The organism is Pseudoalteromonas sp. 1_2015MBL_MicDiv, from assembly GCF_002407505.1.
Lineage (GTDB): Bacteria > Pseudomonadota > Gammaproteobacteria > Enterobacterales > Alteromonadaceae > Pseudoalteromonas > Pseudoalteromonas fuliginea.
Genome location: NZ_CP012738.1, coordinates 686,476 through 701,243 on the forward strand (window position 1 = coordinate 686,476; position 14,768 = coordinate 701,243).

Annotated in this window: 21 protein-coding genes and 1 pseudogene; 17 read left to right on the forward strand and 5 right to left on the reverse strand. The window is 37.2% G+C overall.

The window, feature by feature from the left end:
* Nucleotides 1-25: 25 nt before the first annotated feature.
* The 3 genes from AOR04_RS20535 (at nt 26) to AOR04_RS20545 (ending at nt 2,786) form a co-directional block, all read left to right on the forward strand.
* Nucleotides 26-1,804 (forward strand): sugar phosphorylase, encoded by a 1,779-nt coding sequence (locus AOR04_RS20535; RefSeq protein WP_033030120.1) that lies wholly within the window; start codon nt 26-28, stop codon nt 1,802-1,804.
* 135 nt (nt 1,805-1,939) lie between these two features.
* Nucleotides 1,940-2,329 (forward strand): cytochrome b562, encoded by a 390-nt coding sequence (locus AOR04_RS20540; RefSeq protein WP_096794533.1) that lies wholly within the window; start codon nt 1,940-1,942, stop codon nt 2,327-2,329.
* Nucleotides 2,330-2,399: 70 nt separating this feature from the next.
* Nucleotides 2,400-2,786 (forward strand): OsmC family protein, encoded by a 387-nt coding sequence (locus AOR04_RS20545; RefSeq protein WP_096794534.1) that lies wholly within the window; start codon nt 2,400-2,402, stop codon nt 2,784-2,786.
* 63 nt (nt 2,787-2,849) lie between these two features.
* Here AOR04_RS20545 and ykgO read toward each other — a convergent pair whose 3' ends face one another.
* Both ykgO and AOR04_RS20555 read right to left on the reverse strand, forming a co-directional pair.
* Nucleotides 2,850-2,984: a type B 50S ribosomal protein L36 gene (gene ykgO, locus AOR04_RS20550; protein WP_007378871.1), complete on the reverse strand. Its 135-nt coding sequence runs from the start codon at nt 2,982-2,984 to the stop codon at nt 2,850-2,852.
* Nucleotides 2,984-3,250, reverse strand: a complete 267-nt coding sequence (locus AOR04_RS20555) for a type B 50S ribosomal protein L31 (protein ID WP_007378870.1) — start codon at nt 3,248-3,250, stop codon at nt 2,984-2,986. Before AOR04_RS20555 ends, ykgO begins: the two co-directional genes overlap by 1 nt.
* Before the next feature lie 239 nt (nt 3,251-3,489).
* Here AOR04_RS20555 and AOR04_RS20560 point away from each other — a divergent pair, with 239 nt between their 5' ends.
* Together AOR04_RS20560 and AOR04_RS20565 are read left to right on the forward strand one after the other, a co-directional pair.
* The gene (locus AOR04_RS20560) at nt 3,490-3,759 is read left to right on the forward strand and encodes a hypothetical protein (protein WP_007378869.1); all 270 of its coding nucleotides are present in this window, start codon (nt 3,490-3,492) and stop codon (nt 3,757-3,759) included.
* Nucleotides 3,760-3,942: 183 nt separating this feature from the next.
* Nucleotides 3,943-4,239 carry a hypothetical protein gene (locus AOR04_RS20565; RefSeq protein WP_096794535.1) on the forward strand — a complete coding sequence of 99 codons (297 nt, stop codon included), beginning with the start codon at nt 3,943-3,945 and terminating at the stop codon, nt 4,237-4,239.
* Between the two features lie 32 nt (nt 4,240-4,271).
* Here the strand turns inward: AOR04_RS20565 and AOR04_RS20570 are convergent, their stop codons facing one another.
* Nucleotides 4,272-5,159, reverse strand: a complete 888-nt coding sequence (locus tag AOR04_RS20570) for a LysR family transcriptional regulator (RefSeq protein ID WP_096794536.1) — start codon at nt 5,157-5,159, stop codon at nt 4,272-4,274.
* Between the two features lie 116 nt (nt 5,160-5,275).
* On the opposite strand from AOR04_RS20570, the gene AOR04_RS20575 reads away from it, so the two are divergent.
* The 7 genes and pseudogenes from AOR04_RS20575 (at nt 5,276) to AOR04_RS20595 (ending at nt 9,843) form a co-directional block, all read left to right on the forward strand.
* Complete coding sequence (locus tag AOR04_RS20575) at nt 5,276-6,448, forward strand: MFS transporter (protein WP_096794658.1); 1,173 nt, start codon at nt 5,276-5,278, stop codon at nt 6,446-6,448.
* A 154-nt stretch (nt 6,449-6,602) separates the two neighbouring features.
* Nucleotides 6,603-7,418, forward strand: coding sequence for a 2,5-didehydrogluconate reductase DkgB (dkgB, locus tag AOR04_RS20580; protein WP_096794537.1), 816 nt, complete (start codon nt 6,603-6,605; stop codon nt 7,416-7,418).
* A 79-nt stretch (nt 7,419-7,497) separates the two neighbouring features.
* A complete protein-coding gene (locus AOR04_RS20585) occupies nt 7,498-7,785 on the forward strand; it encodes a putative quinol monooxygenase (RefSeq protein ID WP_002958660.1) in 288 nt (95 codons plus the stop codon).
* Between the two features lie 302 nt (nt 7,786-8,087).
* Nucleotides 8,088-8,243 (forward strand): hypothetical protein, encoded by a 156-nt coding sequence (locus AOR04_RS21735; RefSeq protein WP_198403033.1) that lies wholly within the window; start codon nt 8,088-8,090, stop codon nt 8,241-8,243.
* A gap of 26 nt (nt 8,244-8,269) precedes the next feature.
* Nucleotides 8,270-8,428: a hypothetical protein gene (locus tag AOR04_RS21740; protein WP_007378675.1), complete on the forward strand. Its 159-nt coding sequence runs from the start codon at nt 8,270-8,272 to the stop codon at nt 8,426-8,428.
* A gap of 108 nt (nt 8,429-8,536) precedes the next feature.
* Nucleotides 8,537-8,940, forward strand: a pseudogene (locus AOR04_RS20590) (hypothetical protein).
* A 138-nt stretch (nt 8,941-9,078) separates the two neighbouring features.
* A complete protein-coding gene (locus AOR04_RS20595; RefSeq protein WP_096794538.1) occupies nt 9,079-9,843 on the forward strand; it encodes a 2-keto-4-pentenoate hydratase in 765 nt (254 codons plus the stop codon).
* A 77-nt stretch (nt 9,844-9,920) separates the two neighbouring features.
* On the opposite strand, the gene AOR04_RS20600 is transcribed toward AOR04_RS20595, so the two are convergent.
* Nucleotides 9,921-10,781 (reverse strand): delta-class carbonic anhydrase, encoded by an 861-nt coding sequence (locus AOR04_RS20600; RefSeq protein WP_008137213.1) that lies wholly within the window; start codon nt 10,779-10,781, stop codon nt 9,921-9,923.
* 118 nt (nt 10,782-10,899) lie between these two features.
* Nucleotides 10,900-11,553: a DUF6058 family natural product biosynthesis protein gene (locus AOR04_RS20605; protein WP_007378679.1), complete on the reverse strand. Its 654-nt coding sequence runs from the start codon at nt 11,551-11,553 to the stop codon at nt 10,900-10,902.
* 171 nt (nt 11,554-11,724) lie between these two features.
* Between AOR04_RS20605 and dapA the strand changes: the two genes are divergently transcribed.
* From dapA to AOR04_RS20630, 5 genes are all read left to right on the forward strand, one after another.
* A complete protein-coding gene (gene dapA, locus AOR04_RS20610; RefSeq protein ID WP_096794539.1) occupies nt 11,725-12,642 on the forward strand; it encodes a 4-hydroxy-tetrahydrodipicolinate synthase in 918 nt (305 codons plus the stop codon).
* Between the two features lie 116 nt (nt 12,643-12,758).
* Nucleotides 12,759-13,472, forward strand: coding sequence for a beta-ketoacyl synthase chain length factor (locus tag AOR04_RS20615; protein ID WP_198403034.1), 714 nt, complete (start codon nt 12,759-12,761; stop codon nt 13,470-13,472).
* 34 nt (nt 13,473-13,506) lie between these two features.
* Nucleotides 13,507-14,247 (forward strand): lysophospholipid acyltransferase family protein, encoded by a 741-nt coding sequence (locus tag AOR04_RS20620; protein ID WP_033040640.1) that lies wholly within the window; start codon nt 13,507-13,509, stop codon nt 14,245-14,247.
* A complete protein-coding gene (locus AOR04_RS20625; RefSeq protein ID WP_008137204.1) occupies nt 14,244-14,501 on the forward strand; it encodes a phosphopantetheine-binding protein in 258 nt (85 codons plus the stop codon). Before AOR04_RS20620 ends, AOR04_RS20625 begins: the two co-directional genes overlap by 4 nt.
* Before the next feature lie 21 nt (nt 14,502-14,522).
* Nucleotides 14,523-14,768 carry an acyl carrier protein gene (locus AOR04_RS20630; RefSeq protein ID WP_002958648.1) on the forward strand — a complete coding sequence of 82 codons (246 nt, stop codon included), beginning with the start codon at nt 14,523-14,525 and terminating at the stop codon, nt 14,766-14,768.

Below are 14,768 nucleotides of genomic sequence, written 5' to 3' on the forward strand. Positions count from 1 at the left end.
TAACTAAAAAATAAAAGGGGCGCATGTGAGCACAGTTAACGAACTATTTTTACAGCGGGTAGAGCAACATCTTCGAATAATTTATGAGGATGTTGAACTGCCCTTATCAATTGCTGAGCTTGCTCAGCAATTGATTAAGATTATTTTAGGCAGCAGTCCACTGCGCGACCCGACACCGCATACAAACAGGTGGGATGAACAAGATATAGTATTGATAGCTTATGGCGATTCAATTATTAAGCATGATAATAGTGATTTTGCGGTATCAAGCCCAATGGAAGCTCCGCTCAAAACACTACACCGATTTATAAAAGATCAATGCGATATGCAACTTAATGCGCTGCATATATTACCATTTTACCCGTACAGCTCAGACGAAGGCTTTGCAGTAATGAACTACGTGCAAGTTAACGAATCGCTAGGGGATTGGGGGGATATTCAAAACATAGCCAAAGATGTAAAGCTAATGGCTGATTTAGTAATTAACCATTGCTCAAGCAGAAGCGTATGGTTTGAGAATTTTTTAAACGATTTACACCCAGGTAAAGATTACTTTAAAACGGCAAGCTTAACTGATGATTTAAGCCAAGTTGTACGCCCGCGTACCTCATCGTTATTGAATACCGTAACAACGCCAAGCGGCGAAAAGCACGTATGGTGCACGTTTAGTCACGATCAGGTTGATTTTGATTTTGGCAATCCTGATGTACTTAAAGAGTTTGTGGGTATAATTCGGCATTATTTAGACAACGGTGTGCGCTTATTTAGACTCGATGCAGTTGCTTTTTTATGGAAGCAACTAAATACAAATTGTATTAACTTACCACAAACACATGAAGCCGTAAGGCTAATGCGCACGCTTATTGAGCATGTAGAGCCAAGTGTGGTCATAATTACCGAAACCAATATCCCAAATCAAGAAAACCTATCGTATTTTGGTAACGCCAATGAAGCGCATGCGATTTACAACTTTGCACTGCCACCATTATTGCTACACACTTTGTTAAGTGGTGATAGCACAGCACTTAAACACTGGATGATGAGTATGCCGCCGGCGCAAAACGGCACAGCCTACTTTAACTTTATAGCATCGCATGACGGAATTGGGCTTAGGCCAATTGAGGGTTTATTAGAACCTAGCGAAGTGGCTTCACTCGTAAGCACAACGATGCAATTTGGTGGGCGTGTTTCAATGCGTACCAGTAATGACGGCACACATACCCCGTATGAGCTAAACATTGCATTATTCGATGCGCTACAAGGAACACATAACGGCCCAGACAAATTTGGCCTTGAACGGTTTATGTGTGCACACGCAATTATGTTTGCACTTGAGGGAATACCAGGGCTTTATATCCATAGTTTACTTGGCACAACAAACGATTACGAGCGTTTTGAAAACTCTCAACACAACAGAGCCATTAATCGTCATCGTTGGCAAGAGTCAAAATTGTTAGCAGCGATTGGTGAAAAATACAGCCATCATCATAAAGTATTTAACGGTATTAAAGCGTTATTGGGTGTACGTAAAAAGCAAAGTGCGTTTCATCCTAATGCCACGCAGTTTACGCTGCATTTAGCGGGGGGATTATTTGGTTTTTGGCGACAAAGCATCGATCGAAAGCAAAGTATATTTTGTGTTTATAATATAAGCGATAAAGCACAAACCTTAATACTAGCCGATTTAAACCTAATTAATACGCAGCAATGGTTCGATTTAGTTGCAGTAAACACAATAGAAGAAGGGCAGTTAAATATTGAACTCGAGCCATATCAAAGCGTGTGGTTGAGCAACCTGCAGTAAATATTTTTAACGATTTAAATATAAAACTAACTGTAAAGGGGCTTTACAGTTAGTTTTAAGCCATTTCACTACCCGAGTTACTTTCTTTTCTATCCTTGATACAATCTGTATGTTTTTAACTTAGTAAGGTTGTTCATGAAGTCTTTTTATATATTTTTCACATTGTTATTTAGCTCATTAGCATTTGCTGATCAGCCTGTTGATCTCGAAATAAACATGAAAAACACAGGGCTTGCTTATAAACAAGCAGTACAAGCAACTGATCTAAAAGAATTTAATATCGCAATCGATAAGTTTATTAAGCTGGTAAAAGTAAGTAAAACAGCCAAATTTTATAAAGAGCCCGAACAGTCATTACAAGGCCTTGATAAAGTAATTACTCAGGCTGAGCTTGCTAAAAATGCGGCTAATGAACAAGGGCTCGCAGAGGCGAAAGCATCATTAAAAAATATAGATGATTTACGTAAAAAATATCACAAACTACATGAGCCACCAGGCTTTTTTGAATTATTGTTTGGTTCGTAATCTAGGCTCAAACTAAAATTATGTATTAGTCAATATTTTAACCAACATTTAGGTTATATAAGGAATAACAATGGAAATTTCAGTTTCAATGTTAGAAGGCCAAAAGCAAAGTGCAAAATTTGGCGATTTAGAAGTGATAAGCGATCAAAGTATTGCTGCGGGTGGGAGTGCCGAACACCCTGAACCTTTTGACTATTTTTTAGTGAGCATGGTGCTATGCGCAGGGTTTTACGCACGAAAATTTTGTGAACAACGTGATATTTCTACACAAGGAATGACGCTAACACAAAACAATGAAAACGTTGATGACAATGGTAAAAAGTTATTTGCTATTGAAATTAACCTACCAGAGGGTTTTCCTGAAAAATATAAAAAAGCCCTTATAGCTGCTGTTAATACGTGTACTGTTAAAAAAGTAATTCAGGCCGTGCCTGAATTTTCAGTCATTGTAAAATAGTAACGTCCTAAAATTAGGTAGCTTAAATAAGCTACCTAATTATGTATTAATACCCCGCTGAGATTACTTCTTTTTCATCCCTTGAACGGCTTTAAAGCGAGGGTTGCTTTTACAGATAACAAATACACGGCCTTTGCGTTTAACTATTTGACAACCAGCGCGCTGTTTTGCACTTTTGAGTGAGCTAAGTACCTTCATTATTTTTCCTCTTTTTTACTCGTTGAAACACCTTTAAATCGACGATTAAACTGTGCAACACGACCATCTGTGGTTACGGTTTTTTGCTTACCTGTATAGAAAGGGTGTGAATCACTCGACACATCAATAGGCACATACGGATAAGTTTTACCGTCTACCTCAACAGTGCGGTTGGTTTTAATTGTTGAACCGATAATAAAATAAGAGTCGGCAGCGGTGTCGTGAAAAGCAACTACTTGGTAGTCAGGGTGAATATTTGGTTTCATAATGCGCCTCAATAAATGATATGTGATAATATATCATTTAATTTAACGCATTTTTTTGTGCTTTGCAAATAGTTTTAAAAGCAGTGAAAAGCACCAGTTTGATGGCTATTTGTGCAAATAAATCAAAAAATAAGCACTTAGATTAAAAATGCTGGCTATTAGCGTTTAGGCTGTTATAACTATATTTAAGCTAATAAAAACGTTAAAACCGCATTTACAGTTGATCACAGAGGTAATGTATGAGCGACGCAGTACAACAACAAGAAAAAATAGATCAAGGGGTGATGGATACCCTAAGAGAGCGTGACCATAGTGCCTTAGCACATCAACTTAATCCTTTAAGTTGTAACCACAACGACATTGTTGAGTTATTGGCACAATATATGGCACTCAGTGAGCAAGACAATGATGAATTGTTTGACGATTGGTTTGATAATTTATCTAAAGAACAGCATACGGTATTAAAAGTTTTTGAAATTTATCGAGGTCAATATGAGCATCAAAACTAATATTGTTTTAGATGCTTAGTTTTACTCTAAATACGAATAATTTAACTTTATGATTAAAGCGTTATTAGACTAATATAAATTTACTCTCTGATTAAAGTTTGGTTATACCGAGCTAAATTAGTTTAATAATTTCAAGTTTTTAAGAAATGTTTGTTAAAATTAGTCAGTTAACAGGAGTCAACAGTGGCAGACATTGATAAGTTAGTAAATAATATAAAAACAATAGTGAAAGATAATCAAATACCGCTTAATAAACTAATGACACCTGACTTTATTAGCTCACATACAAAGTATAATGATTTTGATAGTTTATTGGCCGGAGGCGGTTTTGAAATAACGGATGAAAAACAATTTAATTTATTTCCTAGTAACGATTGGGAAGCGTACATAACTAGGCAAACGCAGTTTATATCATGGAGAGAGATGAGGATGAGAGCCATGGTTATTTATGTTGGTTATCAAATAACACTCGATGATTAATTTATTACCTTTATTATTTCTATTTTAAAAGATCACAAAGTTAGTTTTGGTTTTATAAAATCTAAAAAAGCGACAATACGAGACGAAACTGCGCTGTTTTTATAATAAACCGCTTGTATAATTTCACGATTATTTGGCCTCATAACCGCATTGGGTAGTAATTCAATAAGTCGCTTTTCATTTATGTCATTTCCAATCATAAAATCCGAAAGTAAAGCAATGCCTTGCCCTACTAAACATAATTGTCGTACTGTCTCTCCGCTACTCGCGCTCAGCGAATAGCTTAGTTTTAAAGGTTGAATTAACGGCCAGCTATTAAGTTTAGGTGAGTCGGTAAAACCAATTAATTTATGGCTGGTTAAATCATTTATAGCATTAATTTTAGGGTTACTTTTTAAATACTCAGGGCTTGCGACTATACGCAGTTTACTATGGCCTAACTTACGAGCATGTAGGTTTGAGTCCTTTAAATCACCAATGCGTATGGCTAGGTCGGTTTTATGTTCAAGTAAATCAATAATGCTATCGTGCGAGGTTATATCAAGCGTTATGTGCGGGTATTGCTTAGCAAATTCGCCAATTAAAGGCGTAAGTTGGTGCAATACAAAAGGGCTTGCCGCATCTATTCGCAGCTTGCCACTTGGCGCTTGTTTTAAAAGCTTTATGGCTTCTTCACCGGTATAAAGCGTATTTAATCCTTCGCGCGCATATTTTATAAAAGTATGGCCTTCTTCGGTAAGTTCTAATCGGCGTGTTGTTCTGTTTAGCAAAGTACATTGCAGTGTATTTTCAAGGCGTGATACAGCTCGCGACACTTTAGCCACTTGTTGATCGAGCAAATTAGCCGCCCCCGAAAAGCTTCCGCAATCTACTACCGTTATAAACGTTTCTAAATCTTCAGTTTTTGAATGAACCGCCATAAGTATACCAACATCACCTTTGCATTATTAACAAAAGTATTTTGTCACTAATGCTATTTTTTGCAAACGATATTTTAGCCAAACTATATTCTTCATATATTAATGAGGTTATAACTATGCCATTGGCTTTGTGGGCGCTTACCTTAAGCGCATTTGCAATAGGAACAACTGAGTTTGTAATAGTGGGATTAGTACCCACCATTGCAAACGACTTAGGCGTAAGCCTACCTTCAGCAGGTTTGCTTGTAAGTTTATATGCGGTTGGCGTTGCCATTGGTGCGCCGGTGCTGACAGCTTTAACGGGTCGCTGGAATCGTAAAGTGGTACTAATAAGCTTAATGGGCTTATTTGTTTTAGGTAACTTACTTGCATGGCAAGCGCCAAGTTACGAAACATTAATACTTGCGCGCATTTTAACGGGGCTTGCCCATGGTGTGTTTTTTTCAATCGGATCGATGATTGCCACTAGCCTAGTAAGCAAAGACAAAGAAGCCAGTGCAATAGCCATTATGTTTACCGGGCTTACTGTAGCACTCGTAACTGGTGTGCCACTAGGTACATGGATTGGACAACACTTTGGTTGGCGTGCAACGTTTTTAGTTGTGTCGGTATTAGGTTTAATGGCATTAATCGGCAGCTCTATTTTAGTGCCAAAAAATTTAAAACAATCAATACCAGCCACGTTCAAAGAGCAACTACAAGTAATTGTAAAACCGCGTTTATTACTCGTGTATTTAATGACGATATTGGGCTACGGCGGCACGTTTACAGCGTTTACTTATTTAGCACCTATTTTAGAGCAACAAACAGGTTTTGCGCCTTCGGCTATTGCTTTAATAATGCTTGTTTACGGCGTATCGGTAGCGATAGGTAATATTTGGGGTGGAAAGTTGGCAGACAAACGCGGCCCAATTAGTGCACTGAGTATTATATTCAGCGCTTTGAGTGTTATTTTACTGATATTTACTTTTACGATGGAATCAAAAATTGCTGCTGTACTTACTATTTTAGTATGGGGCGCATTTGCTTTTGGTAATGTGCCAGGCTTGCAACTTTATGTAGTAAAGCAAGCACAAAAGCACACGCCAAATGCGGTAGATGTTGCATCAGGTTTAAACATAGCCGCATTTAATATTGGTATTGCACTTGGCTCAATTATTGGTGGTAGCGTAGTAGAGAACATGACCCTGCAAGACACAGCATGGATAGGCGCTGTTATCTCTGTTTTAGCACTCGGTGTTACACGCTACAGCGGTATGCTTGATAAACGTGAAATTCAGCAAGCATAAAGTCTTAGCTGTTAAGATTGAAACTAAAATCTATGACCTCATACCTGTTATGAGGTCATAGATTTTTAAGTGACGACACAAAAGAAGTAAAAGGTGTATTTCGTAAAGCTTTAAAAGAGCTTGTTTTTAACCGATTATTTTATAAGGATAAACCATGACAAAACGTGTAATAGAAATGCCAGAACTAGGTATGGGAACATTCCGCTTAGAGGGCGACACTGCCTATAACTCAGTAAAAATGGCACTCGAAGTTGGGTTTCGCCATATTGATACCGCACAAATTTATGGCAATGAAGAGCAAGTAGGTCAAGCTATAAAAGACAGCAATATTCCGCGCAGTGAAATATTCTTAACCACCAAAGTGTGGAATAACAAATTAAACAAAAGCGACTTTATTCCAAGCGTTAAAAAGTCACTTGAAAAGCTACAAGTTGATTCGGTCGACTTACTACTAATTCATTGGCCATCGCCTGCTAACGACGAGCCAATGAGTGAATACCTCACTGAATTACTAAAAGCGAAGCAGCTTGGTTTAACTAAGCATATTGGTGTATCAAACTTCACCATTGCAAACTTAAATGAAGCAATGCAAACGCTTGACTCGCGTGAAATATTTACCAATCAGGTTGAGGTTCACCCATATTTAACTAATACTAAATTACGCGCATTTTGTGCTCAGCACGATATACATGTAACTGCGTATATGCCATTTGTAGTAGGCAACGTACTTAAAGATCAAACCATTATCGACATTGCTAACAAGCACGATGCAAGCCCAGCACAAGTTGTTTTAGCATGGGTTAACGCCAACAGCATGACGACAATTCCATCATCAACTAAGCGCAAAAATTTAGAAGATAACTTTAACGACCACGTTAAATTAGATGATGAAGACATAGCTCGCATTGATGGCCTAGATTGTGGCGACCGCCAAGCAACACCAGACTTTGCGCCGCAGTGGGATCAGTAAACTTACCTCAAACGCAAAGTTAAACTAAATATTTTAAGGTGTAGATTATCTACACCTTAACTTTTAAAAAGGAATACACATGTTAACGGTTATAGCGGCACTGTCGTGCAAAAATATTGATGCAGATGTAATGCTTACAGCACTTGAAAACTTACAAAAGTCATCGCGCCAAGAAGTAGGGTGCTTACGTTATGAACTATCGGTAAAAAGTGATGATGAACATACCGATTACGTTGTTAGCGAACAGTGGGCGTCTGACGAGCACTTTGAAGCGCATAAAAACGAGCCACACTTTAAAGCGTTTGGTACGCAAGTTACTGGGCTTTTAACCAATAGTAGTATCGATGTATATAAATCAATTGGTTAAATTATTTTTATAGTGCTTATTATGGTATGTATTAAAATACTTAGCTAAATTACATGTAATAAAGTAAATACTCAAATAGGTGCTGTTAACTTACATCACCTTTTTATTTTTTCACTCTAACCTGCCTCTAAAATACTCAACTTCCCCAATATATCAATGCAACCTAATAGGACTCTTTTTATGAATTCGTAGTGTGTCGAAATCTAAGATAGTTTTGTAGTGAACGCCAAATTTTATGGTAATAGAAAATCTACTTGGCCCACCTGTTTTAGTTGATAATTCATATGGTTTTGCTCTTACTAATGCAAATTGATGATTCTTCTGATAGCTTAGCAACTGACATGAAACTAGGTGGAAAACATGTGGCTCCCTCTTTAGTTGTTGAACTAGGCAAAGAAGCAAGTAACAATATTGATGGTAAAGAGCTTTCAGTTTTAGTAAGCAAATCAAGTAACTAATAAGTTAAAAATTAGGAATATAATTAATGAGAAACTCAAGAAATGAAATAGTAAAATATGGAGTCTCTTTTGGTACAGCCCTAGCAATTGCTATTTCATGGAGTGCTAACGAGTCTGTGTTATGGGCAATTTTGCATGGTTTTTTATCTTGGTTTTATGTTATTTGGCATGTAATTACGCGATAAGTGTTTTCGCGTGTGCACTGATTGATTTGTAGACCGCGGTCAATGTTAATAGTTGAGCAATTACCATTTAAAACGATTAAGTTAAAAATATAAAAGGAATAATTAATAATGAAAGGTGCGGGTGGAAGCTCTGGTGATATTGGGCATTTTTTTATTGGTTTAATTATGATGTGCGGTGGCTTTTATATGCTGCTAAACGCAATTTCGGTGACTTCTAATTTTGGACTAAGCTCTCGCATTTATAGTGTTAATGCTTTAGGTGGCTTTGGCGTTACAGGCGGCATGGTTATGATCCCGTTTCTTTTTGGTGTGGGCCTAATTTTTTATAATTCTAAAAACATTTTAGGCTGGGTGCTATCGCTTGGCTCGTTAACAGCACTAATATTTGGCGTTATATCGAGTGTTCGATTTAGTATGCGAACTATGACGTCGTTTGATTTGATTGTTATTATAATTTTAGCGTTTGGTGGCTAGGGCTGTTTTTACGCTCGCTTAAATCTGTTGATACTTAAATAATTACCACGCTTTGTTTTAAATACAATTTTAACTAGAGGCATTTAACATGATGTTCCAATGCCTAAACTAATATATTAATAATATAATCCTTCCTATTTACTGCTTAACCAGCAACGTATTTTAAAGAGATTTATGTGAACAACTCAATACAGCTAAAACTAATTGCTACTCATTTATTAGCACAAAGAGAAGAAAACCCAGCGCGTTCAAACTTTCCCAAAGAGTTAGTACTAGACTCGACTGACGATGCGATAGAAGTACAAAAGTTGATGATTTACTTAAATGATCAAACTGTATATGGCTGGAAGTGTATGCTGCCTTTAGATGATGGCTCAATTATATTAGCGCCTCTTTTACATGCACCTATAAAACAAGCTGAAAATTGCCCACTGTATACAACAAACAATAAAGCGCTTATTGAACCAGAAATTGCATTTATTTTACAAAGCGATTTACCAAGTAATAAAACCTATACAAATGAAGACGTGGATACTGCATTTGCCAGCGTCCACTTGGCACTTGAGCTTATTCAAAAAAGATTTGATGAAGACACTCCAAGCACTCACATTGAAAAGCTGGCTGATGGTTTATCTAATCAAGGCTTGTATTTAGGCCCGAAAATAGATAAAGCCAAAGCGTATAACGCAAGTACTGTAAATATAAACGTTAAGCAAACTGAGCTGGAGTTAAATTTAGCGGGTGTGCATCCTGCAGAATTTGCGCAACTTCCACTTTATTGGGCAGTTAATTACTTATCAGCAAAGGGAATTAGCTTAAAAGCAGGGCAAGTGTTTATAACAGGTTCTTATTGTGGTGTTGTTGAGCTTAATACCAATGAGCAAACATGTATTACATATGAAGATTTAAATACATTTAATGTGACATTTTTATCCCATTAAGCGTAATACTCATTTTAACGGTCATAATAAAACAACCCACTAATTAGTGGGTTGTTTTTTATTAGGCTAAATTTTAATTATTTGATTTTAGAGAGTAATGCAGGGTTTATTACGAGATTTCTTACACCGTGAGCATGATCTTCATTAAAGGTATTACTTTCACACCACTTACCTACACTGTTTATATCTACTTTTGCTACTTTTGGTTTAACTGACCATGTTACTTGGAAAGGAGAGCCTGCCTCATTGTAACCAGGGCCAGTGGTAGAGCCGGTATAAATAACTGCTTCACCAGTATTAGTAAGTGCATTCGCTGCTTGGTAATAGCCATTAACCGATGACACGTTACTTATTTCGTTAAAATCAAGCGCGTTTGCATCGTTTACTAATACGTATACTTGCGCTTCAACACGTAGTTGCGGATTTTTAATCGAATCACTCAAACAACTACCCAGTGTAGGGCCAGGTTTAACCATTGCACTGCTATGCACATTGTGAACTTCAATGGTGTCGCCTACTGAAAGAGCGCCGTGTTCGCTCGGACAAATCTTTATTTTTGTAGGTTTGCTCTCATTTTTAGTTAAAGAGCCTGAATACACATAGCCACTTTGATAGCCATGACCATCGCCATTGCCTGCATATTTACTAAACTCGCCGCCGGCGTGTTCTGCATTTTTATGAAAATGGATATTGCATAAGTTCATTTGTGATGAAGCAGGCGCATCAGAAAATATTACTGTATTCTCGCCTTTATGATTATCAATATTACGCGGAGATTGAGGGCCAAAACCTTTATTAATTGTGTTTTTAGCAAGTGCGGCGCGCTGTGTTTTTACTACGTCATCGCTTACGTTCTCGTGGTTAGCTTTAGCAAGCGTATTAAAAGAAAGAATTGTGAGTGCAGCAGAAATTAAGCTTATTTTTGTTTTCATTGTCATTGAGTCAGTGCCTTTATTAAGGTGCTTTATTGCGAATTTTCGCTCGTTTGATACGTGATAGTTACGTTAATAGATCTCATTTAATCCTAAAATAGTAAATAATCAACTTAATATAATGTTATTTAATAGACAAATCATACTTTAAAACAAGTGCATCAATGTAGCGAGTGCGTAATGTGCTTTGCTTTTCATGATCGGCACCATGACTCAGTGCACGGTTTAAAAGCTTCATAGCGGGATGTAAGTAAGAACGCTCGTCTTTGTCTAAACTCGCTTTACTTCGTAGTTCGGTAATATCGTCTACAACTAAGCGACCAATATCAACAGCGACTATTTCGTCTATTAATCCATTTTGAGTAAGTACGCCGTATTTACTGCATAAAAATTGTTGCCAGACTTGTTGTAAGTGCTCGTCTATTTCGCAGCCAAATAACTCTTCATTAAATTCAAACCCTTGCTGAGCTAATTTAGTCAAAATGGCAATGTATTGTTGTGCAAAGTAATTAAAAGCATGGCTTGATGATTCTATTTTTTGTTTTATTAAACCTTGCCCCCAATTTACACAGCCGCGTGGGTAGTAATCGTCATACTCTTCGCATTCATACAAACCTGAATATGAACTACAACTAAGTTGACTTTTAATACAATAACTTGGTTTGGGGAAAACACTTTGCTCTTGCCAAGTTAAAAGCATGTCTGAATCTATATTTAATGCTTGGCATAGTTCATCGGTGTTATAAAAATGAGTTGCTAAGTAGTCAGATAAACGCATAAAGCCTCTGGTATCGTTAAAATACAAATACTGTTTATATATACAGTGCTTCATTTTGAATTAACAAACTCAATAACACAAGGTATTTTATAATTAAATATGCGCTTACACCTCCAAAAGTACTGGCAAATATGTTACAAATAGCGCAAGTTTTATAAATAATGAATTTTTATGCGCACCCTAGAACAAATTAAACAAGCAAGCCTTATTACAGCGATTAAAACGCCATACTTAGCAAACGGTGAAATAGACCTAGCAAAGTACGATGAACTCGTTGCAATACAAATTGCAGCGGGCGTTGATGGCATTGTAGTCGGTGGCACAACAGGCGAAGGCCAGTTAATGAACTGGGAAGAGCATTTAATGCTTATAGCGCACAGTGCAAACAAGTATGGCGACAAACTGGTTATTGTTGGTAATACCGGTAGTAACAACACCCGTGAAGCGATTAAAGCAACTAAATATGGCTTTGCCAGCGGTATGGATGCAGCACTGCAAATTAACCCGTACTACGGACGTACGTCAATCGCGGGTGTTAAAGAGCACTTTAAGCGTGTGCTTGATATTGGCCCAGCCTTTATTTACAACGTAGCAGGGCGCACAGGTCAAGACCTAACACCTGATATTATTGAGCCACTTGCAAAGCACGAATATTTTATTGGTGTTAAAGAGTGTGGCGGCAATGAACGCATTGCCCATTATGAGCAACAAGGTATTGCATGTTGGTCGGGTAACGATGACGAAAGCCACGATGCGCGCCACACACATAAAGCGCACGGTGTTATTTCGGTTACTTCTAACTTAATACCTGGGTTATTTCGCCAATTAATGGATACTAAAAATAACGAGCTAAATACTTCGTTACAACCATTAATGAACTGGTTGTTCTGTGAACCAAACCCGATTGCTATTAATACCGCGTTGATGATGACAGGTGCAGTAAATCCAGTATTTAGATTACCGTATTTACCGCTTAGCGAGGAGCAACAAAAAATCGGTTTGCCATTAATAAATCAACTTAACGAAAGTGATGTAGTAGGCGGTAAGGCTGACTATATAGATATAAAAAATATTGCTCTACTTTCTTAGTAATATGAGCCAGTACTGAATGATTTTAGTTGCTGGCTTTTATTTAATGATTATTTACTTTTATTGCTAATATCGGTAAAATTCTCGTCCTTATAATTAATAAAATATGTATATCTGTGAAATTTGTTGTTGAAGAACTCGCTATATGGATAAAGCCTGAACAGCGACAAATAAAAGAGAGTAATTGGTTTGATTCCTCCGTATTAAATCTTAGTTGGGTGCCTGCTATGCAGCGACGCCGCATGACTCCTTTTATTAAAATGGCGCTCTTTAGTGCCCATCAAGTAAGTGCTCAAGGTAGCTATATTAATTTACCTAGTGTTTTCTCTTCTCGCCACGGCGATTTTCACAAAACGTCTAACTTACTTGTTGATGTAGTAAATGATCAGCCTTTGTCGCCAACTGGTTTTGGGCTAAGTGTGCATAATGCGGCTTCAGGACTTTTTGGGATAATACAGGGTAATACAAGTGCTACAAATGCAATTTCGGCAGGCGCTGAAAGCTTTATTTATGCACTAGTAGATGGCGTTGTACGCCTTATTGATAGTGAACAGCAACATATATTAATAGTCCATACCGATGAAACCCTCCCTGACATTTACGTGCAGTTCGCTGATGAACAGCAAATAGCACACTCAATTGGTTTAATAATCAGAGCCCCGCAAGAAGGCGAACCTCATTTTAGTTTAAAAAAAGTATTTAATACGGGCATGGAAAAAAGCGACTTACCAATGAGTATCCAATGCGCTAAAGCTTTGTATGAGCGCAGCAATATATTACTTGTTCATAACGCGCTTGAGCACGATTGGCAGCTTACGTACCATGCTTAAAAATGCACAAAGGCTATGTGGATTGTTTTGGCGAATGATTACTACTGCATTTTGCTTTTCAGTTTTTGGAATTGGTGGTTTAGTATTAGCCTTTATTATTTTTCCCGCTCAGCGTTTATTTGAAAATAACCCAGTTAAACAAAAGCTTAAAGCTCGAAAAACAGTGCATTACTGCTTCAAATTGTTTGTTAGCTTAATGCATTTACTGGGTGCTATTCGGTTTCATGTTAACGATAAAGCACAAATTGAAAGCTTAAAAGGACAATTGATATTAGCAAACCATCCTTCTTTAATTGATGTTGTTGTTTTAATTTCGGTGATAAAAAACGCAGATTGCGTAGTAAAGGCGCATTTATTTAAAAACCCTTTTGTGCGCGGCGTTATTAAAAGCACAGGCTATATAAGTAATGATGATCCGCAAGAGTTATTACGAGAGTGCGAGCAAAGTTTACAAACGGGTAATAACTTAATTGTATTTCCTGAAGGGACACGGACAGAGCCTCACAAAAAATTAAAGTTTAAACGTGGCGCTGCAAATATTGCAATTAGATGTAATGCGCCTATCACTACTTTTTTAATTAAAATGAAACCAAACACTTTAACCAAAGGCACTCCTTGGTATAAAGTCGCGCCATATCAGGCGCATTTTACAATGAGGCTTACGAGCCAGCAGTTTAATTGTGCAACGTACGACAGCGATATGCCTGCAATGCAATCACGCCAATTGACTAAAGATTTACAACATTATTTTACACAAGAGCTAAAAAATATATGAGCGAATTAAAAGAACAAATAAAACAACTGATTATCTCAAGCCTTGACCTTGAAGACATGACCACTGCTGACATTAAAGACGATGACGCTTTATTTGTAGATGGGCTAGGGCTAGACAGCATAGATGCGTTAGAGCTTGGCCTTGCGATAAAAAAGCAATTTGATGTGAAAATAGATGCAAATTCTGAGCAAACTAAAGCGCACTTTGCCTCAGTTAATTCTTTAGCAAAATTTATTGAACAAGCACGTTCTTAATATATAAAAGTAGGAAGAAAAATGAAAACCGCTGCTGAAATTTATGATGTATTACACGGCATTTTAGAAAACGAATTTGAAATAGACCCAGAAGATATTAGCTTAGAGGCTAACCTATACCAAGATCTTGATTTAGACAGTATTGATGCAGTTGACTTAGTTGTGAAATTAAGAGAAATCACAGGTAAAAAAATTGAGCCTGATGCCTTTAAGCTTGTGCGCACAGTGCAAGATATAGTCACCGAAATAGAAAAGTTAGTTAACTAA